Annotated in this window: 24 protein-coding genes; 4 read left to right on the plus strand and 20 right to left on the minus strand. The window is 57.6% G+C overall.

The features are described from left to right. Together AAC083_RS09140 and rsmF are read left to right on the plus strand one after the other, a co-directional pair. On the plus strand, nucleotides 1-527 hold a 527-nt coding region (locus AAC083_RS09140; RefSeq protein ID WP_146181632.1), incomplete at its 5' end, for an MlaD family protein. Nucleotides 528-657: 130 nt separating this feature from the next. Then, a complete protein-coding gene (gene rsmF / locus AAC083_RS09145) occupies nucleotides 658-2088 on the plus strand; it encodes a 16S rRNA (cytosine(1407)-C(5))-methyltransferase RsmF (RefSeq protein WP_108536403.1) in 1431 nt (476 codons plus the stop codon). 212 nt (nucleotides 2089-2300) lie between these two features. Here rsmF and AAC083_RS09150 read toward each other — a convergent pair whose 3' ends face one another. The 18 genes from AAC083_RS09150 to AAC083_RS09235 all read right to left on the minus strand — a co-directional run bounded on the left by AAC083_RS09150 (nucleotide 2301) and on the right by AAC083_RS09235 (nucleotide 18699). Then, nucleotides 2301-2573 carry a RepB family protein gene (locus AAC083_RS09150; protein WP_108536404.1) on the minus strand — a complete coding sequence of 91 codons (273 nt, stop codon included), beginning with the start codon at nucleotides 2571-2573 and terminating at the stop codon, nucleotides 2301-2303. 173 nt (nucleotides 2574-2746) lie between these two features. Next, on the minus strand, nucleotides 2747-3775 hold the full coding sequence (locus tag AAC083_RS09155; protein ID WP_108536405.1) for a tyrosine-type recombinase/integrase: 1029 nt from the start codon (nucleotides 3773-3775) through the stop codon (nucleotides 2747-2749). A 276-nt stretch (nucleotides 3776-4051) separates the two neighbouring features. After that, entirely contained in the window at nucleotides 4052-4831 is a 780-nt protein-coding gene (locus AAC083_RS09160; RefSeq protein ID WP_108536406.1) for a TatD family hydrolase, read from the minus strand. A gap of 25 nt (nucleotides 4832-4856) precedes the next feature. After that, nucleotides 4857-5804, minus strand: a complete 948-nt coding sequence (gene holB, locus AAC083_RS09165; protein WP_108536407.1) for a DNA polymerase III subunit delta' — start codon at nucleotides 5802-5804, stop codon at nucleotides 4857-4859. Then, entirely contained in the window at nucleotides 5789-6430 is a 642-nt protein-coding gene (tmk, locus tag AAC083_RS09170; RefSeq protein ID WP_108536408.1) for a dTMP kinase, read from the minus strand. The genes holB and tmk overlap by 16 nt, the downstream gene beginning before the upstream one ends. Continuing rightward, nucleotides 6430-7431 (minus strand): endolytic transglycosylase MltG, encoded by a 1002-nt coding sequence (gene mltG, locus AAC083_RS09175; RefSeq protein ID WP_042037748.1) that lies wholly within the window; start codon nucleotides 7429-7431, stop codon nucleotides 6430-6432. The genes tmk and mltG overlap by 1 nt, the downstream gene beginning before the upstream one ends. Next, entirely contained in the window at nucleotides 7421-8275 is an 855-nt protein-coding gene (gene pabC, locus AAC083_RS09180) for an aminodeoxychorismate lyase (RefSeq protein ID WP_108536409.1), read from the minus strand. The genes mltG and pabC overlap by 11 nt, the downstream gene beginning before the upstream one ends. Nucleotides 8276-8295: 20 nt before the next feature. After that, a complete protein-coding gene (gene fabF / locus AAC083_RS09185; RefSeq protein ID WP_042037744.1) occupies nucleotides 8296-9537 on the minus strand; it encodes a beta-ketoacyl-ACP synthase II in 1242 nt (413 codons plus the stop codon). A gap of 81 nt (nucleotides 9538-9618) precedes the next feature. Then, entirely contained in the window at nucleotides 9619-9855 is a 237-nt protein-coding gene (acpP, locus tag AAC083_RS09190) for an acyl carrier protein (protein ID WP_005300909.1), read from the minus strand. 157 nt (nucleotides 9856-10012) lie between these two features. Continuing rightward, nucleotides 10013-10747, minus strand: a complete 735-nt coding sequence (gene fabG / locus AAC083_RS09195; RefSeq protein WP_042037743.1) for a 3-oxoacyl-ACP reductase FabG — start codon at nucleotides 10745-10747, stop codon at nucleotides 10013-10015. Nucleotides 10748-10760: 13 nt separating this feature from the next. Beyond that, complete coding sequence (gene fabD, locus AAC083_RS09200) at nucleotides 10761-11696, minus strand: ACP S-malonyltransferase (protein WP_108536410.1); 936 nt, start codon at nucleotides 11694-11696, stop codon at nucleotides 10761-10763. Between the two features lie 72 nt (nucleotides 11697-11768). Beyond that, nucleotides 11769-12728 carry a beta-ketoacyl-ACP synthase III gene (locus AAC083_RS09205; RefSeq protein ID WP_042037741.1) on the minus strand — a complete coding sequence of 320 codons (960 nt, stop codon included), beginning with the start codon at nucleotides 12726-12728 and terminating at the stop codon, nucleotides 11769-11771. A gap of 7 nt (nucleotides 12729-12735) precedes the next feature. Next, nucleotides 12736-13755, minus strand: coding sequence for a phosphate acyltransferase PlsX (gene plsX / locus AAC083_RS09210; RefSeq protein ID WP_042037740.1), 1020 nt, complete (start codon nucleotides 13753-13755; stop codon nucleotides 12736-12738). 9 nt (nucleotides 13756-13764) lie between these two features. Continuing rightward, nucleotides 13765-13932 carry a 50S ribosomal protein L32 gene (gene rpmF, locus AAC083_RS09215; RefSeq protein WP_005311492.1) on the minus strand — a complete coding sequence of 56 codons (168 nt, stop codon included), beginning with the start codon at nucleotides 13930-13932 and terminating at the stop codon, nucleotides 13765-13767. A 19-nt stretch (nucleotides 13933-13951) separates the two neighbouring features. Then, nucleotides 13952-14473 carry a 23S rRNA accumulation protein YceD gene (gene yceD / locus AAC083_RS09220; RefSeq protein WP_108536411.1) on the minus strand — a complete coding sequence of 174 codons (522 nt, stop codon included), beginning with the start codon at nucleotides 14471-14473 and terminating at the stop codon, nucleotides 13952-13954. A 1272-nt stretch (nucleotides 14474-15745) separates the two neighbouring features. Next, nucleotides 15746-16411, minus strand: coding sequence for an START domain-containing protein (locus tag AAC083_RS09225; RefSeq protein ID WP_108536412.1), 666 nt, complete (start codon nucleotides 16409-16411; stop codon nucleotides 15746-15748). 99 nt (nucleotides 16412-16510) lie between these two features. Beyond that, entirely contained in the window at nucleotides 16511-17479 is a 969-nt protein-coding gene (gene yidZ, locus AAC083_RS09230) for an HTH-type transcriptional regulator YidZ (RefSeq protein ID WP_108536413.1), read from the minus strand. A 2-nt stretch (nucleotides 17480-17481) separates the two neighbouring features. Beyond that, complete coding sequence (locus AAC083_RS09235; protein ID WP_108536414.1) at nucleotides 17482-18699, minus strand: MdtL family multidrug efflux MFS transporter; 1218 nt, start codon at nucleotides 18697-18699, stop codon at nucleotides 17482-17484. Between the two features lie 269 nt (nucleotides 18700-18968). Here AAC083_RS09235 and AAC083_RS09240 point away from each other — a divergent pair, with 269 nt between their 5' ends. Next, a complete protein-coding gene (locus AAC083_RS09240) occupies nucleotides 18969-19550 on the plus strand; it encodes a Maf family protein (RefSeq protein WP_108536415.1) in 582 nt (193 codons plus the stop codon). Nucleotides 19551-19631: 81 nt separating this feature from the next. Here AAC083_RS09240 and AAC083_RS09245 read toward each other — a convergent pair whose 3' ends face one another. After that, nucleotides 19632-20279 (minus strand): HAD-IA family hydrolase, encoded by a 648-nt coding sequence (locus AAC083_RS09245; RefSeq protein ID WP_108536416.1) that lies wholly within the window; start codon nucleotides 20277-20279, stop codon nucleotides 19632-19634. Further along, complete coding sequence (rluC, locus tag AAC083_RS09250) at nucleotides 20279-21223, minus strand: 23S rRNA pseudouridine(955/2504/2580) synthase RluC (RefSeq protein WP_209418522.1); 945 nt, start codon at nucleotides 21221-21223, stop codon at nucleotides 20279-20281. Before rluC ends, AAC083_RS09245 begins: the two co-directional genes overlap by 1 nt. A 413-nt stretch (nucleotides 21224-21636) precedes the next feature. Here rluC and rne point away from each other — a divergent pair, with 413 nt between their 5' ends. Continuing rightward, a complete protein-coding gene (gene rne / locus AAC083_RS09255) occupies nucleotides 21637-24777 on the plus strand; it encodes a ribonuclease E (RefSeq protein WP_108536417.1) in 3141 nt (1046 codons plus the stop codon). Nucleotides 24778-25396: the final 619 nt, after the last annotated feature.

Below are 25396 nucleotides of genomic sequence, written 5' to 3' on the forward strand. Positions count from 1 at the left end.
CTCTGGTACAGGCCAAGCTGGGGCTGGGCGGCGTCGCTCACCTCGACACCCTGATCAAAGGGGCCTTTGTGGAGGCTCTGCCAGGTCAAGGGGCCGGCAAGGATCGCTTCCCCTTGAGTCAGAGTGGTCAGGTGGGCCTGGCCTTGACCCTCAAGAGTCCCTCGGTCAATGGCCTGAGCGTCGGCAGCCCCTTGCTGTTTCGTAAACTCATGGTGGGCAGTGTCACCGGGATTACGCTGGCGCGCGATGGCAGTGAGGTGCTGATCGATGTGAGTGTCGACAAGGAATATGCCCATCTGGTGCGGGCCAACACCCGCTTCTGGAATGTCTCCGGGGTCAAGGCCGACATAGGCTTGACCGGGGGGACCATAGAGGTGGAAACCGTGCAGAGCCTGCTGGCGGGCGGCATCGCATTCAATACCCCAGAGCACGATATGGGGGCGACCGTCAAGGCTGGCCACAGCTACCCGCTGTATGGCAAGGCGGAGAAAGAGTGGCTGAAGTGGAGTCCCCGCATCCAGCCCTGAACTTCTCTCTTGTTCCAAGCCCGGCCCAGTGCCGGGCTTGTTCATTTTCCCCTTGCTCATTGCCCGTTAAGAATATTCCTAGCCGTGTGATAAGATGTCGCCCCTATTTTTGGGTCAGCGAGACGGCACAGTGCACGACAATACCTATCTTCCCGATCACTTCTTGCACCATATTGCGGCCATCATGCCAGCGCATCTCACCATGGACTCTTTCGTGGCTAGTTGCCGGCGCCCACTGCGACGCAGTATTCGGGTAAATACGCTGAAGATCTCGGTACCTGCATTCTGCGAACTGATGCAACCGCTGGGCTGGCAGCTCGAGGCCGTGCCCTGGTGCGAGACCGGCTTCTGGCTGAGTCGCCGCGACGAGAGCGTGCCCCTTGGCAATACCGCAGAACACCTGAGCGGCCTCTTCTATATCCAGGAAGCGAGCTCCATGTTGCCGGTTACCGCGCTATTTGCCAGCGATCAGGTCAAGCGAGATGGCATGCTGCTGGACGCAGCCGCCGCCCCCGGCTCCAAGACTACCCAGATCGCGGCCTTGATGAACAACCAGGGCATGCTGGTTGCCAACGAATATTCCAGCAGCCGGCTCAAGGTGCTCAGCGCTAACATTCAGCGCTGTGGCGTGACCAATGTGGGCATGACCCACTTCGATGCCAAGGTGTTTGGCCAGTGGTTGCCGGAGACCTTCGACGCCATACTGCTCGATGCCCCCTGCTCCGGCGAAGGGACGGTGCGCAAGGATGAAGATGCCCTGCGCAACTGGAGCATAGCGAGCATCGACGAAATTGCTGCGGTGCAGCAAGGTCTGCTGGAGAGCGCCTTTCATGCCCTGAAACCCGGTGGCGTGCTGGTTTACTCCACTTGCACGTTGAGCGAGCAGGAGAACCAGGCGGTCTGTCAGTCCCTGTTGGACAAGTTTGGTGATGCCCTGAGCGTTGACTCGCTGGCCGACCTGTTCCCCCATGCACAGCTGGCCTGTACGCCCGAAGGATATCTGCACGTTTGGCCCCAGATCTTCGACAGTGAGGGATTTTTCGTCGCCAGATTGCGCAAGCATCACTCAGTGCCAAATACCATGTTCAAGCCGGGCAAACTCGGCAAGTTCCCCTTCTCGCCACTGCCCACCAAAGAGGCCGAGCCCATGTTGCGCGAGATTGAAGCCCATTTTGGCGTGGTACCACAGGGCCAGCTGTTTGGTCGCAATGACGAGATCTGGCTCTTTCCACTGTTATTTGAGCAGGTGCAGGGCAAGCTGCGTTTTGATCGCATCGGCATCAAGCTGGCTGAGACTTTTAAGAAAGGTTATCGCCTCACTCATGAGTGGGCGTTGGCCTATGGCGACAAGGCCACTCAGGGATGTATCGAACTCGACGGCGCCAATGCACGGGAGTTCATGATGGGGCGGGATGTCTGGCCTGAGCAGGAGGCTGGCTCGGGCGAGGTGATCGTGCGTTATCAGGGTCATACCCTGGGCATGGGGAAGTGGGTTGGCAGCCGGGTCAAGAATGCCCTGCCCCGCGAGTTGGTGCGCGACAACAATCTGTTCGGCGCCTGAGTGTGTGATGACTCGCGTCTGATCGAGTCTTAAAAACCCACACTTCGGTTGAACTTTTGTGCGGATCTTGAAAAGCCTTGAGCCTTGTCTAAGCTTAAGGCTGTCCGAACACCAGTTAGCGCACGGCTCTGCAAGGAGCCAATTCCCCTATGCCAGGTACAAGGAATTCGTACCTGGCTTTTTTTATGTCCGCACTGTCTGTTTCCCGCCCCTCACTCGAGCGCCTCAGCCATCTCTTGCTCAACTTGGGGCTGGGATGACAGTTCATGTTGATAGAGCAGATCGATCGCCTGCTCGATGAGCGAGGCCTGGCTGTCTTCGAGATGCAACCCCAACGCCTGCAACCGCTCGGCGTGACGATTGCTTATCCAGCACTGCAACCTGGTGTGGGTTTCCTGTTTACGCTTCACATGTTGGCGTTGCCGCTCGGCATTGTTGTGTGGGACAGCCTCTTGGGCCTCATCCACGTTTATTTCCTGGCTCATATGACCTTGCAATGGTTTGCTTTAACGTTTGTTATCTCTAACCTGTTGGGTACGGTTGTCTGAACAAGAGGGTTCTCCCCTCTCATCGGACACCTTGGCAACGCGCAATAAATATATCATCAGATCAACAAGATACAATTTAACATAAAAAATGCAGTGACGCGGAGTATCTGTTACAACAAGCCATCCAGCGCATGATCGGAAAATTTGTGGGCATCATCGAAATACTCCTGCAGGGTACGCATGTCCTTGTGGCGAGTCACCTCGATGATCTTGTTCATGGGCTTGCCAGCGGTGACCGCCGAGGTAATGAATCCTCGTCGCAGGCTGTGGCCACTGACATAGAGATCGTCGATGGTTTGACCAGTTCGGCGCTTGATCATCAGGTTGATACCCTGGGGACCGAGTGGTTCTGTCATGAGTTGACCCCAGCGGTTCATCCGCCGAAACAGCGGCCCGTCGCTGATCCGGCTTTTGCGCAGCCAGTTCTGCAGTGCCGACACGGGACAATAGTGCTTGCCAGGGATCAGGGCTATCTCGGTTTCATGGAGCTGATGCTTGCTCGGTTTGAGGCGAAGGCGGATCCCCTGCCCCACAAAATCGAGATCGCTCACTTCAATTCGGGCCGCTTCCGAGCGGCGCAAGGCGCCACTGAACATCAAGAGCAGCAGGGTATGATCGCGTAGGCCCGCCAGAGCAGTAGTGTCGATGCCATCCAGCACCTGAGTCAATGGTTGCAGCGTCAGGGCGCCAGTTTTGCGTTTGCGGTTATCCCCCAACCTGACAATACCGCGCATCATCTCCTTGATTTCGGCATGTTCGGTCGGCATGGGATGGATGCCCTTCTGCTTGAAGGCATAGCGGATCCCCGCCAGACGTCTCACCAAGGTTGCAGGTTTGCGCGGCTCGCCGTTGCGCAGTTCCCCTTTGCCCTCCTCTTTATCCAGCCATACCCAGTCAGCCAATACGCCGTCGGCCTGATCAGCCAGAAAGTTCATGATGTCATGATGGGTTGTTTGCAGCGGATCCAGCCCGTGCAATTGGCACCAGAAGACAAAAATACGGGTATCAGCCTGATAGGCATTGAGGGTGGAATCCGCTTTTGCACTGCGCAAAAAGCGGCGTGCCCGAGTATTTAGCTGGGCATCGAAGACGGTTTGCAGTGATTGGTATGCCGAGCTGGATAGGGTTGGATATGCCACAGAACGCTTTGATTCATATGAAGTTTAAATGGATCTTACAGGATCCATCCTAGACATCAAGTATCGATAATGAATATTATCGATACTTAAAAGATCCTGAATTAAACCTCATTGAACCTCCATATTCTCCTGCCTAGCATCGTCTTGAATAAGCCTGCTTATAATAGGCTGACATTCATGCTAGTGAGAGATAACAAATGGCGTTGGTAATACTGTCGAGGGAAAGGATGCTGATTATTTGAAATGAATAGGTCCCATTATCAGGGGCCTATTCGTTTACTTTTTTGCCAGCTTGAACAGCTCGAAGAAGTTTCGGCTGGTCGCTTCCGCCAGCTCGGCCAGTGAGATCTGGCGAAGGTCGGCAACGAACTGAGCAACATCGCGGACAAAGGCGGGCTCGTTCTCCCTCCCCCGATGAGGAACAGGAGCAAGATAGGGAGAGTCTGTTTCGACCAGCAAGCGCGCCAACGGCAATGCCTTGACCACTTCTTGCAGTGCAGATGCATTCTTGAAGGTCGCTATGCCGGAAATGGAAATATAAAAGCCCATCGCCATCGCGGCTTGGGCCATCTCGAGGGACTCAGTGAAACAGTGCAACACACCACCCACCTGATCGGCACCCTCCTCACGCATGATCTGCAGGGTATCTTGCTGGGCATCACGGGTGTGAATGATCAGCGGCTTGTTCAAAGCGCGAGCGACGCGGATGTGTTCGCGGAAGGAGGCTTGCTGCACCTCCTTGTTCTCTGGCGAGTAGAAGTAGTCGAGCCCGGTTTCCCCTATGGCCACCACTCTTTCATCTGCGCCCTGCGTCAGTAACAACGCCGCATCAACACCGGGTTCCTGATTGAGCGGATGCACACCACAGGAAGCAAACACCTGGGGATAAGGAGCGATCGCCTCGAGCATGATCGGGAACTGTGCCTGAGTCACACTGACACAGAGAAAATATCCCACGTCCAGTTTCGCGGCCTTGGCCAGCACATCAGCCATGCTGGTCTGCTTGCTGCCATAGCTGAGGCGATCGAGGTGGCAATGGGAATCAACGAGTAACATAAAGAACCTTTGCGTCTTGTCAGATTTATAACCAGCGGCTGAGCCAGTTCATCAAATGAATGGTGGGATTGGAAAGCTGCCCAGGTTGGCAGGCAGCCTTAAGCGCCACGAGCTGCTGCTCCGCCTCCAGCAATTTTTCGGTGGAGTTGCCCTCGGCCAACTGCTGGCTGAGGGCCGCCAGATCCGGCATCGCCAGCTGATGATGACCGCAGCCAGCCTGAGTCTTGATTGCATCACACAAAAACAGCTGCAACCAGTGCAGCCTGACTTGAGTTTCATCCGCCAGCTGGCTGCAGACATGGGTGGCCCGGGTCGGGGTCAGTGACAGGGAGACGAAACTCCCCAGCAACTCCCGACGTTTGCCATCTTGCTGCTCTTCTATGTAACGCAACACCCGCAGCGGTGCTCCCTGACAGATCCGTACCTGGGCCAATGTGGCCTGGTGACCCTGTTCGGCCAGCCAGCGCACCGTCTCCCCTTCCGTTGGCAACTGGCAAACGTGCTTGTGGCAGCGGCTCAGTATGGTAGGCAACAGACGGGAAACCTGAGAGGCAATCAGCAGCAAGAGGCTGTCCCCGGCTGGCTCCTCCAAGGTTTTCAGCAAGGCGTTGGCGGCGGATTCCGTCATGCGCTCCGCATCAGGGATGATCACCACCTTACCCCGGCCGAGCTGGGCCGAGTTCTGCAGACGAGCACAGATCTCGCGTATAGCCTCGACCCCTATGGTCTTGCTATCAGCAGGCAGGGTACCAAGATCCGGGTGATGTCCCTTGTCAAACAGCTGGCAGGAGTGACACTGGCCGCAGGGTTCCCCCCGATCCGGTTGTTGGCAAAGATGCAAGCGAGCGAGCCGCTCTGCAAGCTGCTCCTTGCCAAGCCCGGGATCGCCGAGCAACAACCAGGCGTGGCCCAGCCGACCGGCTTGGGCCGTCTGACTCAGGGCATGCCAATCCGGGATCAACCAGGGATACATAGAGGCTTGTTCGATAAGTAATTGTCCAGTGCAGCCTCAATGGCTGCTTTGACCTGATCCGGAGTTTGTCCGGCATCGATCACCCGAATGGAATCATCTTTGGCGGCCAGTTCGAGATAACGGCTGCGCGTGCGCTCGAAGAAACTGATCTGCTCCAGCTCGATCCTGTCCAGCTCGCCACGATGACGGGCACGCTGCAAACCAAGAGCGGGATCGATATCGAGATAGAGGGTGAGATCCGGCTTGAAATCACCGAGCACTGCCTGCTTGATGGCGCCGATGAGGTTAGCATCGATGCCACGCCCGCCGCCCTGATAGGCCTGGGAGGAGAGATCGTGGCGATCTCCCACCACCCAGCGTCCTTCAGCCAGTGCCGGTTTGATCCGGGTCTCGACCAGCTGCACCCGGGAGGCATACATGAGCAGCAACTCGGCTTCGATGGTGAGACGCTCGTCGTGAACTTCTTTGACGATGGCGCGCATCCGCTCGGCCAGCGGGGTTCCCCCGGGCTCACGGGTGCATTCGATCTGGTCTATGCCGTGGCGTTGCAGATAATCGGTAACATAGCGCACCGCGGAGCTCTTCCCTGCCCCTTCCAGTCCTTCAATCACAATAAATTTAGACATTAGGGCTTCTTCAATATGTATTCGCGAACCGCCCGATTGTGTTCATCGAGGGTCTTGGAGAAATAGTGGGCACCGCCCCCCTTGGCGACAAAATAGAGATAGTCGGTCGACTTGGGATTGAGCGCCGCTTCGATAGAGGCCTTGCCCGGCATGGCGATGGGCGTGGGTGGCAGGCCGTTGATCACATAGGTGTTGTATGGATTCACATCTGTCAGGTCGCTACGGCGGATATTGCCATCGTAACGATCCTTGACCCCATAGATGACGGTGGGATCTGTCTGCAGCTTCATGCCAAGACGCAGGCGGTTGACGAACACGGAGGCGATCTGCGCCCGCTCGTCTGGCTGACCCGTCTCTTTTTCGATGATGGAGGCCATGATCAGCGCCTCATAAGGGGTCTTGTAGGGCAGATTGGCCTGGCGCTTGTCCCAACTCTGCTGCAGGAAGGCTTTCATGTCCTGATTAGCGCGACGCAGAATAGAGATGTCACTGGCATGGGTGGTATAAGCGTAGGTTTCCGGCAGGAACCAGCCCTCCAGCTTGCCATTTTCGATGCCCAGCTCCTGGGCCAGGTCAGCTTCAGATTGCTCTACGGTCAGCCGTTCCAGATAAGGTGCACCGGAGAGCTGTTTCAACCAATCCTCAAAACGGGAACCCTCGACGAAGGTAAGGCTGAAGTGAAACTCCTTGCCGGAGGCGAACAAAGCGAGGGTCTCTTTGAGAGGGGCCCCTTCCTTGATCTCGTAGGTGCCAGATTTGATGGCAACCAGCTCGGGATGACCTCGCAGCCAAAGGCGTACCGCCCAGGGGCTGGTTTCCCCCTCCCCCAGCTCGGCGATCAGGCGCGCCGCGTGGGCGCCCTTCTCGACGGTAAAGAGGCGCGTCGGCCCCTTGTTGGGGAGCGTCTCCACCTGCTGCCATTTGTAATGTACATAGCCCCCGGCCACGGCGACTGTCAGTGCCGCGCCCGCGAGCAAGGTGTAAAGCCGATTAAACTTCAATGACCAAACGCTCCTGTAAACGGCGGATCAATACCGGGCTGGGATATTGGGTATCCCCAATGCCGTTCACCGGCACTATGCCCATCAGGGTATTGGTCAGCCATACCTCTTCGGCCTGCCACAGTGACTCCAGTGGAGCCTCCACGACACGCAGTTCAATACTCATCTGTTTTAGCATTCCCATCACATGCCGCCGCATGATGCCATCAATACCGCAGTGAGCAAGATCCGGTGTAAACACCGTCTTGCCTCGGCGCCAAAACAGATTGGCACTGACACCTTCTACCAGAAATCCACGACTGTTCAAGACTATACCTTCGACTCCCGAACGCGCTGCAAGTTCGTTTTTCAGCAACACCTGCTCCAGCCGGTTCAGGGTCTTGAGTCCTGCCAGCATGGGGGCATCACCGAGCCGTTGCTGGCAAACCAGCAGTGGAATGCCGTTTTGCTGCCAACCCTGATAGTGGCTCGGGTAATCGGCAAGGGAGACGATCCGGGTCGGCGTCTGGCAGCCGCTGCCGTCATAACCTCGACCACCGATGCCACGGGTCAGCATCACCTTGGCGACAGCTTGCGTCTGACCGGCGGCAAGCTGCACCACCTCGCGGGTCAGGATTGACCAGTCCACCTCGGCAAACCCGAGTCTGGCACTGGCCTGCTGCAGGCGAGCCAGATGAGCCGACCACCAGACAACCTGACCATGCTTGATCAGCATGGTGGTGAAATGACCATCCCCGTATGCCAGCCCACGATCCCTGGCGGACAAGAGGTCTGTCGATACTCCATTGATAAACAAAAGGATCCCTCCGATAAAAAAGGCCCGATACTGACGTATCGGGCCCATACTGTCCGCCCCAGGGCGAATTATACGCGTTTGAAGATCAGTGAGCCATTGGTGCCGCCAAAACCAAACGAGTTGGAGAGGGCGTACTCGAAGCTGCCTGGCTTGGCCACATGGGGCACCAGATCCAGATCGCACTCTTCATCCGGGTTATCCAGGTTGATGGTGGGCGGAGCCACCTGATCACGCAGCGCCAGCACAGTGATGATCGCCTCGATGGCGCCGGCAGCGCCCAGCAGGTGACCCGTCATGGATTTGGTGGAGCTGATCATCAGGGATGTGGCGTGCTCGCCAAACACTGATTTCATGCCGCGCAGCTCAGCCACATCACCCAGCGGGGTGGAAGTGCCGTGGGCATTGATGTAACCAATCTGCTCGGGCGCAATGCCGGCATCCTTGATGGCATTTTTCATGGCGCGGGCGCCACCGTTGCCATCAGCAGGGGGCGCAGTCATGTGGTAGGCGTCGCCACTCATGCCAAAACCGACCAGCTCGGCGTAGATCTTGGCGCCACGGGCCCTGGCGTGTTCGTACTCTTCCAGCACCAGCACACCGGCGCCATCACCCAGCACGAAACCATCGCGATCCTTGTCCCACGGACGGCTTGCCTTTTGCGGCTCGTCGTTGCGGGTAGAAAGCGCCTTGGCCGCTGCAAAACCGCCCATCCCCATCGGGGTGGAGGCTTTCTCGGTACCACCGGCTACCATCACATCCGCATCACCGTAGGCGATCATGCGGCCAGCCATGCCGATGGCATGAGTACCCGTGGTACAGGCAGTAGTCACGGCTATGTTGGGGCCTTGCAGGCCTTTCATGATGGAGAGATGACCGGACACCATATTGATGATGGTGGACGGTACGAAGAAGGGGCTCAGCTTGCGCGGGCCACCGTTAATCAGGCTGCTGTGGTTCTGTTCGATCAGACCCAGACCACCGATGCCGGAACCTATGGCCACACCAACCCGTTCTGCGTTCGCTTCGTTGATCACCAGACCCGAGTCTTCCAGTGCCTGGATCCCCGCCGCCACACCGTACTGGATGAAGGGATCCATCTTGCGGGCTTCTTTGCGGTTGATGCCGTACTGTTCGGGATCAAACTCTTTAACCTGGCCTGCGAAACGGGTCGCAAACTCGCTGGCATCAAAGTGTTCGATGGGAGAAATGCCGCTCTGCCCGTTGAGCAGGGCTTGCCAGCTGGATTCGGCAGTGTTGCCCACCGGGGAAAGCATCCCCAGGCCGGTCACCACGACTCTGCGTTTTGACACTGAGCTAGTCTCCGAGAGCTATTTTGAAAGGGGTCAATATAAAAGAAGCGGCCCTTGGGCCGCTTCTTTCAGAACAGGAACTTATTCCTGATTAGCGGTGATGTAATCGATAGCCGCTTGAACAGTGGTGATCTTCTCGGCTTCTTCATCAGGAATTTCGGTATCGAATTCTTCTTCCAGCGCCATTACCAGTTCAACGGTATCCAAAGAGTCAGCGCCCAGGTCGTCGACGAAGGAGGCAGCGTTTTTAACGTCTTCTTCTTTAACACCCAGTTGTTCGATGATGATTTTCTTTACGCGTTCTTCGATGTTGCTCATGACCTGAATTTTCCTTTAAAAATACGCTATTGCGTCTGGTTGGGGTAGTTTATTCAATTGACGTGAGTTTGCAAGTAGCTTGCCGCTGGTCAAACCACGAAATTCGCCAAACTTCGGCGTACTATCGCAAATTTGAACAGATCTCACGACAAATTGATTACACCATGTACATCCCGCCATTAACATGCAGGGTTTCGCCAGTGATATAGGCGGCGTCATCAGACGCCAAGAATACCACAGCTGCGGCAATTTCTTTTGGATCGCCCAAACGGGCAGCAGGCACCTGATTCATGATGCCGGCACGTTGATCGTCATTCAGGGCACGGGTCATGTCGGTCTCGATGAAACCGGGCGCAACCGCGTTCACTGTGATACCACGGGATGCCACTTCCCGTGCCAACGATTTGGTAAAGCCAACCAGACCCGCCTTGGCGGCGGCATAGTTGACCTGGCCCGCATTGCCCATGGTACCGACCACTGAGCCGATGCTAATGATCCGGCCATGACGCTTCTTCATCATGGCGCGTAATACTGGCTTGCTCAAACGATAGAGGGAAGTCAGGTTGGTGTCGATGATTTCATTCCACTCATCATCTTTCATGCGCATCAACAGGTTGTCGCGGGTGATGCCGGCATTGTTGATCAGAATGTCGATCTCGCCAAAGCGTGCCCTGATAGCCGCGAAGACAGTTTCGATGGATTCCTGACTGGTCACGTTCAGTGCCATGCCACAGCCCTGCTCACCCAGATAGGCGCTGATAGCCTCTGCGCCGCTCTCGCTGGTCGCAGTGCCAACGACTTTTGCGCCACGGGCCACAAATGTTTCGGCAATCGCCCGGCCGATACCACGACTGGCACCGGTCACCAACACAACCTTATCGGTAAAACTCATGATCTGCTCCTGTTTACTTGGACTGGGCCAATGCCAGCTCGAAAGAGGCGACATCGTTGGCGTGGATGCCTTCCACTCGCTTGTCGATGCGCTTGGCGAGCCCGGTCAATACCTTGCCCGGCCCCATCTCGATCTCCAGCACGACACCCTCATTGGCCATCCGCTCCACCGTCTCGGACCAACGGACCGGGCTGAACAGTTGACGCACCAAGGCCTGCTTGATGGCAGCCGGATCCTGTTCACAGGATACGTCGACATTATTGATGACTGCGATGGTTGGAACCTTGATCTCGATCCCGTCCAGCGCAGCTGCCAGTTTTTCTGCAGCAGGTTTCATCAGAGCGCAGTGAGAGGGTACAGAGACCGGCAGCGGCAGCGCGCGCTTGGCACCAGACTCTTTCATCAAGATATTGGCGCGCTCAACCGCTTCCTTGTGACCGGCGATCACCACCTGGCCCGGGGAGTTGAAGTTGACCGGGGAGACCACCTGACCTTGCGCTGCTTTTTCGCAGTTGGCGGCGATGGCCTCGTTATCCAGACCTATGATGGCAGCCATGGCGCCTGTGCCTTCCGGTACGGCTTCCTGCATGGCCAGACCACGCAGCTCAACCAGTTTGACCGCATCGCTAAAGGCCAAGGCACCGCTGCACACCAGGGCTGAATATTCCCCCAGACTGTGGCCGGCCATGATGGCGGGGATCGCCCCACCCTGCTGCTGCCACAGACGCCAGAGCGCGACGGAGGCGGTCAGTAGCGCTGGCTGGGTGCGCCACGTTTTGTTCAGATCTTCAACCGGACCATCCATGATCAGGGCAAACAGGTCATAACCCAGCACCTGGCTCGCCTCGGCGAAGGTTTCCTTGATCACGCCGTGCTGCTCGGCCAGCTCGGCCAGCATGCCGACAGTTTGGGAGCCTTGTCCCGGGAAGGAAATGGCAAATTGGGTCATCATTGATTCCTTTAAGGTAAGACGAAAACGAAATCGGTCGCGGGATGGCGCAGGGCCCCATCCCGCTGAAGATCAGAGGCGAACCAGCGCCGAGCCCCAGGTAAAACCACCGCCGAAGGCCTCCAGCAGCACCAGCTGACCCGGTTTGATCCGGCCGTCGCGCACCCCTTCATCGAAGGCGATGGGCACGGAGGCGGCAGAGGTGTTGCCGTGCTTGTCGAGGGTCAGCACCACCTTGTCGAGGCTCATGCCGAGCTTCTTGGCCGTCGCGCTGATGATGCGGAAGTTGGCCTGGTGTGGCACCAACCAGTCGAGCTCGCTCGGCTCGACACCGGCTGCGGCCAGGGTTTCAGTCACCAGCTCGCTCAGACGGGTGACCGCCACCTTGAACACATCATTGCCCTTCATATACATGTAGGCTTCGAGTTCGGCTCCCGGCATGCCACGACGAGGGTGTGGCAGCTTGAGCAGATCGCCATAACGGCCATCGGCATGGAGATGGGTCGACAGTATCCCAGGCGTCTCGCTGGCACCAATCACCACCGCGCCGGCACCATCCCCGAAAATGATGATGGTGCCGCGATCTTGCGGATCGCACATGCGGGACAGCACATCAGCACCGACGACCAGCACATGGCGGGCTGCGCCGGATTTGACGAACTGATCGGCGATGGAGAGTGCGTAGGTGAAACCTGCGCAGGCGGCCGCCACATCAAATGCGGGGATGCCAGGCACGCCGAGCAGCCCCTGCAGCTCGCAAGCGGCGGCCGGAAAGGCGTTCTCTGCGCTGGTGGTGGCCAGCACTATCATGTCGAGATCGGCTGCGGTCAGACCTGCAGCATCCAGGGCGCGCAGGGCGGCCTGGTGAGACAAGGTGGCGACGGTTTCGTCGGCACCGGCAATACGGCGTTCATGGATCCCGGTACGTTCCACGATCCACTCATCACTGGTTTCAACCATTTGCTCGAGATCGGCGTTGGTACGCACTGAACTCGGCAGATAACTGCCAGTACCCAGAATTTTGCTATGCATAGAGTTCTTATAGATCCCTGTCGGAAAAGACAGATTCAAGGCGATCTGCTATTTGCAATGGAAGTTGATGCTTGGCCTCTTGTGCGGCCAGCAGGATCGCATTACACAGAGCGCGCCGTTCGGCTCGCCCATGGCTTTTTACCACAATGCCGCGCAATCCTAACAGACTTGCGCCGTTATACTGGTCGGGGTTCAGGTAAGAAAAACGCCGTTTGAACATAAATCCGGCGATACGGCCAAGAAAACTGTGTTTCTTGCGGGGATATCCGGCCAACTGGGCCATCATCCGTACCACACCTTCCGCCGTTTTGAGGGCAACATTACCGACAAAACCGTCACAGACAATCACGTCGCACTCGCCACTAAAGATGCGATCCCCCTCGACGAAGCCGACGAAATTGAGCGCACTGCACTGACGCAGCAGCTCGGCGCTGTGACGCACCAGATCGTTGCCCTTGATCTCCTCCTCCCCGACGTTCAGCAAGGCGACCCGGGGAAAGGCAATGCCTTCCACCTTCTCGGCCACCACTGAGCCCATCACCGCAAATTGCAGCAGGGTGTCAGCATCGCAGCTGACATTGGCCCCCAGATCCAGCATCACGGTACGCTTGCCGCTCAAGGTCGGCAGTGCCTTGATGAGCGCGGGTCTGTCGACGCCGGGCAGGGACTTGAGCACGCACTTGGCCATGGCCATCAGGGCGCCGGTATTGCCAGCACTGACGCAGGCATCGGCCTCACCCGCTTTCACCAGATTGAGCACAACCCGCATGGAGGAATCTTTCAGGGTACGCAGCGCCACGATCGGCTTGTCGCCCATGCCAACCACTTGGGATGCATGTACGAAACGAACGCGAGGATGAGTCAGCAAGCCATGTTGCTGCAACAAGGAGGTAGTCTGGTGCTGATCACCGACCAGGATCAGTTTTAACTGGGGCAAAAGAGACAGTGCCTGCACGGCGGCAGGCACTGTTTCCGAGGGGCCAATATCTCCCCCCATTATGTCTAGCGCGACAGTTTGCGTAGACAAAGGCAATCCTTAAGCGATTACCTTTTTACCGCGGTAGAAACCATCGGCAGTCACGTGGTGACGACGATGAATTTCACCACTGGTCTGATCAACAGTCAGAGCTGCACTGGTCAGCGCATCGTGTGAACGACGCATGCCACGCTTGGCACGGGTTTTACGGTTCTGTTGTACGGCCATTGTAGGCTAACTCCTAGATTCACTTACGTTTAAGCTCTTCAAGAACTGCAAAGGGATTCGGCCGCTCATCAGCAGGTTCGATATCACCCCAAGTCATCTCCATGTTACCGCGCGGACAAGCATCCACCGGATGCATCGCCACCTGAGGCAACGAGAGGATGAGTTCATCCTCCAGGATTTGATGAAGATCTATCTCGCCGTTTTCGTCCAACTCAATGGGCTCATAAGCTTCCGGCAGTTCTTCCTCGTTTGTTTTTTCAAACAGCGGAGTGTAGATAAAATCAGCTTCACAAAGGTGTTCGAATGTATCTCCACAACGCTGGCAAACCAGGTCAACCTTGGCATGGGCAGTGCCTTTCATAACGGTCAACTTCTGGACATCTTTGCCAAAGTGCAGTGATACGTCGACATCACTCTGCAAGCCTGCGGTTGATGCCTCCAGCCTGGGCATCTGCGACTTTTCCACTATCCCGACATAGTCGAGCAGCTTCAAGGCATTACGGACTGGATCAACCTTAACGGGCAACTTCACCTTTTGCATAGGGCGCGAATATTATAGGTCCAACAACTGATAGTCAAAGGAAAAAGTCCTTACCGCCGATGATTTTAACCATACAAGTCCCTGAGATGCCGGGATTTGTTCTCATCGGTGGCTGATTATGCCATAAACCTGAGGATCCTACACAGGATCCTGCCTGTATTCGGCACATATCGCGTGTGCCTCGGCCTCACTGATCTGGTTTCTTGTTGCCAACTCAGGTGTGCGGACCGCCACATGGTCCAACCCCCTTCATCCGCCGCGGGTAATGCCTGTTGGCCACTGCTCATGTTTATCTGACGGTAGCGCTCGTCATGAGGGCCGATTCTTCCATCTCAATCCAACCTCCCTTGATGTAACAGTGAGAGGATGCCGGCTCACAGATACAAGGGAGGTCGCGCTTTCATGCGACAGCTCATGAGCGTCTTTCATTCAGGCCGCTCCTGTCGTTACCATCAGGATCTTATCTCCAGCCACTGATGAACCAGATTGAACCTTGCTGGGCCCGGGTGCCTTTATCACGCTCATCAAGGCACAATGAATAACTGGCGAAGGTGAAACAGCATTAACATGCACATATAAATGTGATGGGAAATAGTTTATATACAGCATTCTGATGACATGACATATCTGGCACCAGATAATGGTTGAAAACCTCCACCGCCAATTCAATACGCCAGCATTGCTGCGCGTGACCACCACCATCACTGGGTATCAATACCCTCCCCTATGATTTCAATGTAGGCGCTTGCACGGGACCCCTGGTTCATCAGCGTCAGGCTCACAAGGTCTCTGGGCGCCTCATCAGCTACGGCGGCGCCCATCACGTCCAGTGACCAGCATAACAGCCGCAAGAATATGTGATGGCTTCATCATATCTCCTGATAGGGTCAGATAGTAACTATCACCGCAATTCAGATCTGATGGATGAAGAGACTGGTGCCAGAAACGACGACCAAGCAAAAGAGGCGTTAAAACCTGATCTGAAAATGAACGAAATCTTTAATGTGGCCACCCTCGGTCAACACAGCTGACAAGCGCTTATATGCCACTGTGACGATAAAGGCAGGGAATAAACGAAGCATGATAAATATCATGAGTTTGCCGCTATATACTGTCCCTCATGAAAAATGGATAGGAGCTACCTACTATTTACCCGGATGACCGGTCAGTGAAAAGATAAAGGCGAGTTCTTGATAAACAACACCTGAATGGCGCCTCCGGCTTAAGCTTGGAGAATACACATCAAGACGCAAGCCTGAACAAAGACTGTCGTCAAGGAATGACCTGGCATGACTGCCACTTGCCCGCCGGATGTTGCAGCGCACACGCACAGGGCTGGGGTGGCATGGCTTCCATCAGCCGGCGAATGGCTCGAAAGCTGTCCAGCGCCGCTTCGGTAGCAATTGGATTGATGATCCAGCTCGGCAGGCTGTCGCCCGGGTTGGTGTAGGTTTCAAGACGCACCAGGGTGGTGCCATTGAGTTGCGGCAATGCCTCCCAGCGCCCTTCACTGGCTTGGATCCGCACTCGCCCCGGATGGGGCGGCAGTGCATCGGGCACAGCCCAGACCGTCAGTTGCAGGCTGCAATCGGCGTTGCGCAGCAGGCGAGAGTGTGTGATCAGCTCTCGCTCCTGCACAGGCCAGGGTGCTGACAAGCGGGTATACACCAAATCTTCATCGGGCGCTGGCTTTGCCAGCACACGCACCTCCAGGCTATGTGGCAGCCACTCCTGATGACGGCTAGTATCGCGCAGCACGGCCAGCAAGGCGGATGGGGGGGCCGCTACGTTCATTTCCAGGCGCAGGGCCACAAATGCCCCCGGTGGGTGAGCGCGGGTCCATAGCAAGATGCCGGCCTCCCCCGTCTGCAGTTGCCACCCTTGTCCCCATGCCGGTAAACAGAGCAGCCACAGCAACCATATTCCATGTTTTGTCATCTGATGCCCTCGCCTGATCCTGCTTATGCTTATAGCCGCTTTTCGACTGACAGGGAGCCCTGTCTGCTGGCGGGCCGACATGTCCCGGGAAGATGGTAGTTAGCCGGGCTTCCCCACGTGCTCGTGGTAGAGCCGCTTTATCTCGTCTCGCAGCCAGAGCACCTTGGTATTGTGGTTGTTGCGCTTGTGCCAGAGCAGGATAAAAGCGATGTCGAGCTGGCAATACAGCGTTTCCTCCAGCGGCAGTGGCAAGGAGATCAGGTTGTCGTGATGCAAGCTGGCATAGCTGGCGCAATAGGACGGCACGACCGCGATCAGCTCGTGAGCCGATTGGGCGGCAATGTGCAGCGCCTGTTCGAAGCTGGAGACCCGGATCGGTACCCGTCGGCTGAGTCCCTCATCATCAAGCAGGCTGTCGAGCGCCCAGGCATCGCTGGCCTCCCACACCACGCTCACATGGGGGTAGGCGAGAACATTATCCAAGCTCCACGTGCGGGCCAGCAGAGGGTGATCTTTGCGCAAGAACACCACGGGTCTGTCTTCGAACAACACCTCGTGATCGATGTAATAAGGCAGGCGGTTGACGCGGGCCAAGGAGCCAGGGTGCGTCTCGCGGGCACAGAAACCAAGATCGGCATCGCTATTGATGATGTCGCTGAGGGAGTGGTGATCCCAGTTCATCACCTTGATGGTCGACTTGCAGTACTTCTCGTAGATAACCATGGGCAAGCTGTTTAGAAAACTGGTGTAAAAGGGAGACTCCAACACCAGCCTGAAGGCAGCGCCTTCCGGAATCGCGTTGCCGCAGAGGGAGGCTATGTTGCCCGACAGCTGAAACCACTCCTTGAGCTCCTCTTCCAGGCTCAGCGACAGGTTGGTGGGTTCCAGCCCCCGCTGCGTGCGGATAAAGAGCGGGTCATCAAACCAGTCGCGCAGGCGAGCCAGCGCCTTGCTGACCGTCGGCGCCGTCACATTGAGCCGTTTGGCCGCCTTGGTCGCGCTGCGCTCTTGCAGCAACAGCCTGAATACCACCAACAAATTGAGATCGAGTTCGACCAGGGGGCGCATGATCAGATGTTCTCCACGGGCTGGGGATCGCAGGGCGCCTGGTCGACAGCAGGCCCCATGATGCGAAAGGCGAGGTAGAGTAGCACGGCAAGCAGGAGCGAATAAGCCAGTAACAAGAGGGGTGCCAGACCGAGCCAGCCCATCAGCCAGATATAGAGCGCCGAAGTGGCTATCTGAATGATGCACAGGGTTGCACTGCCCAGAGCAATATGGTGCTGGCAACTGGCGAGGGCCTCACCCATCGCGATGCCGAAGCTGGCGGAAAAACCGATGCAAACGAAGGCAAAGCCAAAACGGATCAGCCAGAGCGCCCACAGCTGCGATGAACCATCATGGGCCAGCGCCTCCTGCCGGGAAGCCAGTAGCAACAGCAGTGCCAACCCCAAGGCGCCGTGGGCCCAGGCCAGCACCCTCTCCTTGCCCCACCGGCGGATCAACACCGGATTGAGAAAGGAGGTGATCATGCTGATCACGGCCATCGCCATCATGATCTCGGCGTAGCCGGCGGTATCCAGCCCCATCTCCGTCATCAATATCATGGGCGAGGTACTGACATAGGTCAGGATGCAGGTCATGCCGGTACTGGTCAGGCCGCACATCCACAAATACTGCTTCGAACGCAGAAACCCGAGGCGATCGGCAGGATGGCCAGTGGCCTGCCTGCCCTCATCTGGGCGGGTCTCCCGCAGCCAGAGCAGAGTCACCAATCCCACCACGGCGCCGAGCAGGGCCATGGCCTGAAAGATGGCTGGCCAGTCGAAGCGGGCCAGAATGAGATAACCGAGCAGAGGCGCCAGCACGGGGATCACACAAATGATGCCGTTGATCATTGACAGGACAGCCGCCAGCCGGACCGGCGCCAGCACATCGCGCAGCACGGTAAAGGTCATGATATAGAGGGTGCCGGCCCCTATCCCCTGACCGATGCGGCCCAGTAGAAATACTGTGATCGAGTCGGCATTGCCGGCCGCCAGCGAGGCCAGCACGAAGATCAGGGCGCCCGCCAGGATCACCGGCTTGCGACCATATCGATCAGCCAGCAGTCCGCCGACCAACACGGTAGCAGCCATGCCAAACAGATAGGCTGAAAACGCGGTATGCAGCTGCGCCGCGCTGGCCGCTAGCGCGCCCCCGATTTGGGGGAGCGCGACCAGGTAGAGATCTATGCCCACCGGGTAGAGGGTGATCATCAAAAAACTGCAAACAAGGTAGGGACGCATGACAACTCCAGCACTAGCGGACTGTCACCCAAGGCATGACAGTCGGATAAGCCTGTCACTATAGGGAAGAGGCCGATGAAAGAGTCGATAACGGCACTTTCCAATATGGAAACCGAGAGGCGTCGTACTCCCTGCTCACTGCAAGCACGCGGACTCCATCCGGCGATACCGGCAGATCATGTCAAACACGAAAACCCCATCAGGTATTTGCCCGGCTCACGGCGCGGCGATACCATCGGCGCCTGACTGCATAGAACCAGGACATCACAATGCCAACACAGCTGCTCCTCGCCTCCACCTCCCGCTACCGCAAAGCCCTGCTGGAAAAACTCGGCCTTCCTTTTGAATGTGCGGCCCCCGAGGTAGATGAGTCTCCCCTGCCCGGCGAATCTGCCGAAGCGCTGGTGGCGCGGCTGGCCCATGCCAAAGCAAACGCCATTGCCGACCGATTTGATCAAGGACTGATCATTGGGTCCGATCAGGTGTGTGTCTGCGACGGTCAGATTCTGGGCAAACCGGGCACGGTGGAGAAGGCGGTGGCACAACTGATGGCTGCACAGGGCCGCAGCGTTACCTTTTATACCGGCCTGTGCGTGCTGGATGCCGCCAGCGGCCGGACTGAACAGCTGGTAGAACCTTTCACTGTGCACTTTCGCACGCTGGATGAAGCCGCCCTTCGCCGCTATGTAGAGGCTGAACTGCCCCTTGATTGCGCGGGCAGTTTCAAATGTGAAGGTATGGGGATAGTGCTGTTCAAGGGGCTGGAGGGGCGCGATCCTAACGCTCTGATCGGCCTGCCACTGATCGGTCTGATCGAGCTGCTGGAACGCCACGGCCTCACCCTCCCCTGATGGGAACGATATGCCCAGCAATGAAAAACGGGAGCCAAGGCTCCCGTTTTATCATCTTTTCATCAGACATGTGGCAAGGCGCTAGCCCAGCAACCGCTTGAGCTCATCCATGGTATCGACGACGGCAAGCGGATCATGTGCCTGCAACCGGCGCTTGTCATGCACGCCCCAGCTCACCCCGATCCGCGGCATGCCCAGCGCCTCTGCCATCGCCATGTCGTGAATGGAGTCGCCAATCATCACCGCCTGATGCGCCGCTAAGCCCAGCTCATCCAGAATTTGCGTCAGCATCAGGGGATCGGGTTTGGAGTTGGCCTCGTCTGCGCCACGGGTGGCAGCAAACAGCGGCCGCAGCCCGGTATCATCCAGCACCCGATCCAGGCCACGGCGAGACTTGCCGGTGGCCACCGCCAGCACAATCCCCTGCCCGTGCCAGTGATGCAGCAGCCCACTCGCCCCGGCAAACAACGGGCTGGGCGTGCCATCATGCACATAATGGTGACGATAGCGAGCGATCAGGGCGTTGGCCCGCTCGCCACCCGGCGCCAGCGCAAACAGCTGTGGAATGCCGACCTCCAGGCTGAGCCCTATGATCTGATGTGTCTCTATCGCAGTGGGCACCGGCTCGCCGCAATCGCGAGCCGCCCCCGCGACGCAGGCCACAATCCGCCCCACCGAGTCCATCAGGGTACCGTCCCAGTCGAAAATGGCGAGTCGGACCTCTTTCATCAGCGAGCCAGCTTGTTCAGGAAGTTGTCGAGTTCTGGTGCGAGCGGGGCTTCCACCTGCATCTCGCGACCATCGACCGGGTGGGTAAAGCTCAGCTTCCAGGCATGCAAAAACAACCGTTTCAGCCCTTGGCTACGCATTTTCTCGTCAAAGGCCGCTTCCCCATACTTGTCATCACAGGCGATCGGATGACCGGCATGCTGGGTATGCACCCGGATCTGGTGGGTACGACCCGTGATTGGGCTGCACTCGACCAAGGTCGCCTCGGCAAATTGACGGGCGATGCGGAAACGGGTTTCAGATGGCTTGCCATCACTGCTGACCCGCACCACCCGTTCACCGGATTGCAGATCATTCTTGCGCAGCGGCGCATTGACCACCTTGACGTGGGGCTGCCATTGGCCGCGCACCAGCGCCAGATACTGTTTGCGCATGGTCTTGACTCGCAACTGCTCATGCAGGCTGCGCAGGGCACTGCGCTTCTTGGCAACCAGTAACACGCCGGAGGTATCTCGATCTAGCCTGTGCACCAGCTCCAGGAAACGGGCATCCGGGCGCAGAGCGCGCAGCCCCTCAATGACACCGAAGCTCAGGCCGCTGCCACCGTGCACAGCCATGCCGGACGGTTTATTGAGCACTATCATGGCGTCGTCTTCAAACAGGATCTGGCTCTCCAGACGCTGAATGCTACCGAGGTTGGCTGAGGGCAGTTCGTTTTTCTCGGCAACCCGCACGGGGGGGACCCGCACCTCGTCGCCTGGGCAGAGTTTGTATTCCGGTTTGATGCGCTTTTTGTTAACGCGCACTTCCCCCTTTCGAAGGATGCGATAGATCAGGCTCTTGGGGACGCCCTTTAGCTGAGTCTTAAGAAAATTGTCGATGCGCTGCCCTTCATGCTCAGCTTCGATGGTGAGCAGCCGCACTTGTTGTTGTATCTGTGTCATGGCGCGGATTTTAACACCGCCGGCGGCCCTTGGCTGCATGCTTTGTTGAAAAATGGCACCTTGCTATAAAAGTGGTTTAAATGGGATAATAAACAAGGTTTTGTCATTGTGTTCAAGCCTTGTACTAAGTGGCCAAAATTTATGCCACCCAATCCCGAAACACCGTGTATACAAGAACATGACGGTTCCCGGGTGCGAGGTACAGCGCATGGAGAACACAAACAGAACCGATTATTTGTCTCCACACCGGCATCCTTAATTCATGCCTTCTCGAGAAGGCCGAACCAGAGCGCCCTTAGTTTGCGCCTCATGCATACCCCAACCGGGAGGTTGCCCAAGTATGCTGAAGACCCGAGGCCGGCGCCGGCAGGATCCTGTGGAGGAAATCAAAATGACAAAATAACGAGAACTCAATGAAAAGAATGCTAATCAACGCGACTCAGGAAGAAGAGTTGCGCGTAGCGCTTGTTGACGGACAACAGCTCTACGATTTGGATATTGAAAGTCCGGGACACGAGCAGAAAAAAGCGAACATCTACAAGGGTAAAATCACCCGTGTAGAACCCAGTCTCGAAGCTGCTTTTGTCGACTATGGCGCCGAGCGTCACGGTTTCCTGCCATTGAAGGAGATCGCCCGCAATTACTTCCCCTCCGGTTACTCCTATCAGGGTCGTCCCAACATCAAAGAAGTGGTCCGCGAAGGCCAGGAAGTGATCGTCCAGATCGATAAGGAAGAGCGTGGCACCAAGGGTGCAGCCCTCACTACCTTTATCAGCCTGGCCGGTAGCTACCTGGTGCTGATGCCGAACAACCCCCGTGCCGGTGGTATCTCCCGCCGCATCGAGGGTGATGAACGGACTGAACTGAAAGAAGCCCTGAACGGACTGACTGTGCCGGACGGCATGGGCCTCATCGTGCGTACCGCCGGTGTGGGCAAATCCCCGGAAGAGCTGGAATGGGATCTGAACGTTCTGCTTAACCACTGGGACTCCATCCACAAGGCGTCACAGGACCGTACCGCTCCCGTGCTTATCCACCAGGAAAGCAACGTGATCGTGCGCGCCATTCGTGACTACCTGCGTCGCGATGTCGGCGAGATCCTGATCGACGACCCTGTCATCTTTGAACGTGCCCGTGCTCACATCGAGCTGGTTCGTCCCGATTTCCTCAATCGCGTGAAGCTGTACAAGGGTGAAGTTGCCCTGTTCAACCACTTCCAGATTGAGAGCCAAATCGAGTCGGCCTTCCAGCGCGAAGTACGCCTGCCCTCCGGCGGCAGCATCGTCATCGACCCGACCGAAGCGCTGACCTCCATCGATATCAACTCCTCCCGCGCCACCAAGGGCGGCGATATCGAAGAGACGGCGCTGCAAACAAACCTGGAAGCGGCCGACGAAATTGCCCGTCAATTGCGTCTGCGTGACTTGGGTGGTCTGATCGTGATCGACTTCATCGACATGACGCCGGTTCGCCATCAGCGCGAAGTGGAAAACCGTCTGCGTGAAGCCGTACATCAGGACCGCGCCCGCATCCAGCTGGGCCGGATCTCCCGTTTCGGTCTGCTGGAGATGTCCCGCCAGCGTCTGCGTCCCTCCCTCAACGAGTCAAGCAGCCACATCTGCCCCCGTTGCCAGGGTCAGGGCGTCATCCGTGACAACGAATCACTGGCCTTGTCCATCCTGCGTCTCATCGAAGAAGAGGCCATGAAGGACAACACAGAGCAGGTTCATGCTCAGGTGCCGGTCGATGTTGCCGCCTATCTGCTCAACGAGAAGCGCGCCTCCATCGCCAGTCTGGAACAGCGTAATGAAGTACGTCTGTACATCATTCCGAACCAGCATCTGGAAACCCCGCACTATGAAGTGACCCGTATTCGTCAGAACGAGATCCCGGAAGCGGCCAGCTACGAGCTCAAAACCGAGATTGCCAAGCCGGTCTACCAGCCGAAGCAGGCTCAGGTGATCGAGCGCGAGCAACCGCTGCTGCAAGGCTTCGTCCAGGCTCCTCAACCGGCCGCCCCTGCTGCGCCTGCGCCCGTCGCAGCACAGCCACAGGTTGCCGCCGAAGCGGGTCTGTTTGGCAAACTGTTCAAGGCCATTTCGGGTCTGTTTGCTGGCGATGCCGCCCCGAGCGATGTCAAGGCGCCTGCCGAGAAACCGGCTGCGCCGCGGGAAGCGCGCAAGGATGAAGGTCACCGTCATCAGCGTGATGAAAACCGTGGCCGTGGTCAGCGTCCCCGTCGTGACGACAACCGCAATAACCGCAACACGGCAGAAACTGGCGAGAAGCGCGAAGGCGCGGCCAATCGCGAGGGTGGTGAAAACCGCAATCGTCGTCCGCGTAAAGAACGCGAACCGCGTCAAGAGCGTGAGCCCCGTCAGGAACGTGAAGCCCGCGGTGAAGTGCGCACAGAACAGCGCCTGGAACGTGAGCCCCGCGAACCTCGCCAGGAACGCGAACCGCGTGCCCCGCGTCCTGCTCGTGAGCCCCGCGCCCCGCGTGAGCCCCGTGCAGAGCTGGTCGTTGAAGCGGTCGACGCTGTTGAAACTGCCGTGGTCAGTGCCGAGCCTCAGCAGGAGAAAGAGCAGAAAGTCGCCGAACGCCGCGAGCGTCGTCAACTGCGCAAGCAGATCCGTGCCGATGTACCGGTCAGCAACCTTGCTACCCAGCCGACTGATGAGCCGGTTGCTACCGTGGCCAATACCGCTGACACAGTGGAACAGAGTGACGAACAGGCCGACAGCCAGCGTCGTTCCCGTCGTACGCCGCGCAGCCAGCGTATCGAAGGTCAGCGTCGCAAGCGCATCAACGAAGATGCCCGCAGTCAGCGCGATGATGACGAGCAGCAAGCAGACTCCACCATCCTGACCACAGCCGCGCAGGCTGATGCGGCTCAGGTGAAAGTGGAAGAGCCGGCAGTGCCCGTCATCACAATCCCGAGCGCCGAAGCCATTGCTGCCGCCGTACAAGCCTCTGCTGCACTGACCGAGCATGTGGTGGTGGAAGCCGTTGCCGAGGAAGCCCGTGAGCAAGCCGAGGCCGTGGTAATCGCCGCCCCTGTTGTGACCGACACCCGGCCTGAAGCGGCGCCGGTTGTCGCTGACGTGGTGGCCACGCCTGTGGTTGCCGAAGCGAGCGTCGTTGTCACGCCTGCTGACGACGTCGTTACCACAGTCGCACCTGTCATCGAGGTGGCTGCCGAGGTTGTTGCACCCGTTGTCGCGGAAGCTGCACCTGCAACTGAACCCGCGCCCCAGGTTGTTGAACCTGTTGTTGCCGAGCCAGTCGTAGCCGTGGTCGCCCAGGCAGAACCGGTAGCACCCGCTGCCGTTACTGCGCCCGTGGTCAACCAGGCTAAGAAAGGTGCCGGTCTGCTGGCGGGTGCCCGCAAGGCTTCTGCCCCGATGGCAACGCCGGCGGCGGCCCCTGCCGTGCCTGACCGTGCGCCTGTCGAGCAGGCACCGCTGGTGCGCAATGATGTGGCAAGCTCTGGCCGTCATGGTGGTAGCACGGCTGCTGTCAACGTGGCAACCAGCCCGGCTGGTCGTCCTTGATTGCCAACCAGCTAGCCTGATGGAAAAGAGCCACACACTGTGTGGCTCTTTTTTATCTTCAGTGTGGACTCTGGTGTCACTGAGTCACTGGCCCCTGCCTTTCCACATAGATTTTCTCTTTGCGCATCAAGCACTCTGTCACGCCAAAGCCACGCCTTCTCCTCGCAAGTCTGCCAATACGCGAAAATAGTCGACTCTGTACGGCTCAATAAGCTGCAACGCCTAGTGACGTACCCTGCCATGCCTAGCCAGCCAGTCTGCCCTGTTGCTTATGAGTCACCCTGTGTGTTTGTCAGGCGGATATCCATCAATTAATAGCGCCATGGCCTGGAGAGATATCCTGGTCGCCCCATTACCTCGACTTGCCCCAGGCGACAGCGCTCCCGCGCGCAGAGCCAAGCACAAACATCAGAGTGACAGGTTGCCGCGCTCCTGACCCCCAGGTTCACACCCTATGCCTTTCAGCGGATGGCAAGTCAGACAGCATGCCTGTATCCGATTGGACCCTATGATGCCTATAGACGATTGTTGAATAGGCAGGATTATCCATACTGGTCCATTTGTGTTGCTGTGTCTCTAACACATCTAGTTTGATGGCATATAAAGAGTCAAAAACATC

The organism is Aeromonas sp. HMWF014 (assembly GCF_963878295.1).
Lineage (GTDB): Bacteria > Pseudomonadota > Gammaproteobacteria > Enterobacterales > Aeromonadaceae > Aeromonas > Aeromonas popoffii.

What these genes read in the sequence shown, in the direction of transcription:
- AAC083_RS09150 (WP_108536404.1), bottom strand. Translation starts at nt 2,573, where the DNA reads ATGAGCCAGGAAATAAACGTGGATGAGGCCCAAGAGGCTGTCCCACAC.
- AAC083_RS09160 (WP_108536406.1), bottom strand. Translation starts at nt 4,831, where the DNA reads ATGTTACTCGTTGATTCCCATTGCCACCTCGATCGCCTCAGCTATGGC.
- holB (WP_108536407.1), bottom strand. Translation starts at nt 5,804, where the DNA reads ATGTATCCCTGGTTGATCCCGGATTGGCATGCCCTGAGTCAGACGGCC.
- tmk (WP_108536408.1), bottom strand. Translation starts at nt 6,430, where the DNA reads ATGTCTAAATTTATTGTGATTGAAGGACTGGAAGGGGCAGGGAAGAGC.
- pabC (WP_108536409.1), bottom strand. Translation starts at nt 8,275, where the DNA reads ATGGGCCCGATACGTCAGTATCGGGCCTTTTTTATCGGAGGGATCCTT.
- acpP (WP_005300909.1), bottom strand. Translation starts at nt 9,855, where the DNA reads ATGAGCAACATCGAAGAACGCGTAAAGAAAATCATCATCGAACAACTG.
- fabG (WP_042037743.1), bottom strand. Translation starts at nt 10,747, where the DNA reads ATGAGTTTTACCGATAAGGTTGTGTTGGTGACCGGTGCCAGTCGTGGT.
- fabD (WP_108536410.1), bottom strand. Translation starts at nt 11,696, where the DNA reads ATGACCCAATTTGCCATTTCCTTCCCGGGACAAGGCTCCCAAACTGTC.
- AAC083_RS09205 (WP_042037741.1), bottom strand. Translation starts at nt 12,728, where the DNA reads ATGCATAGCAAAATTCTGGGTACTGGCAGTTATCTGCCGAGTTCAGTG.
- rpmF (WP_005311492.1), bottom strand. Translation starts at nt 13,932, where the DNA reads ATGGCCGTACAACAGAACCGTAAAACCCGTGCCAAGCGTGGCATGCGT.
- yceD (WP_108536411.1), bottom strand. Translation starts at nt 14,473, where the DNA reads ATGCAAAAGGTGAAGTTGCCCGTTAAGGTTGATCCAGTCCGTAATGCC.
- AAC083_RS09225 (WP_108536412.1), bottom strand. Translation starts at nt 16,411, where the DNA reads ATGACAAAACATGGAATATGGTTGCTGTGGCTGCTCTGTTTACCGGCA.
- yidZ (WP_108536413.1), bottom strand. Translation starts at nt 17,479, where the DNA reads ATGCGCCCCCTGGTCGAACTCGATCTCAATTTGTTGGTGGTATTCAGG.
- AAC083_RS09235 (WP_108536414.1), bottom strand. Translation starts at nt 18,699, where the DNA reads ATGCGTCCCTACCTTGTTTGCAGTTTTTTGATGATCACCCTCTACCCG.
- AAC083_RS09240 (WP_108536415.1), top strand. Translation starts at nt 18,969, where the DNA reads ATGCCAACACAGCTGCTCCTCGCCTCCACCTCCCGCTACCGCAAAGCC.
- AAC083_RS09245 (WP_108536416.1), bottom strand. Translation starts at nt 20,279, where the DNA reads ATGAAAGAGGTCCGACTCGCCATTTTCGACTGGGACGGTACCCTGATG.
- rluC (WP_209418522.1), bottom strand. Translation starts at nt 21,223, where the DNA reads ATGACACAGATACAACAACAAGTGCGGCTGCTCACCATCGAAGCTGAG.
- rne (WP_108536417.1), top strand. Translation starts at nt 21,637, where the DNA reads ATGAAAAGAATGCTAATCAACGCGACTCAGGAAGAAGAGTTGCGCGTA.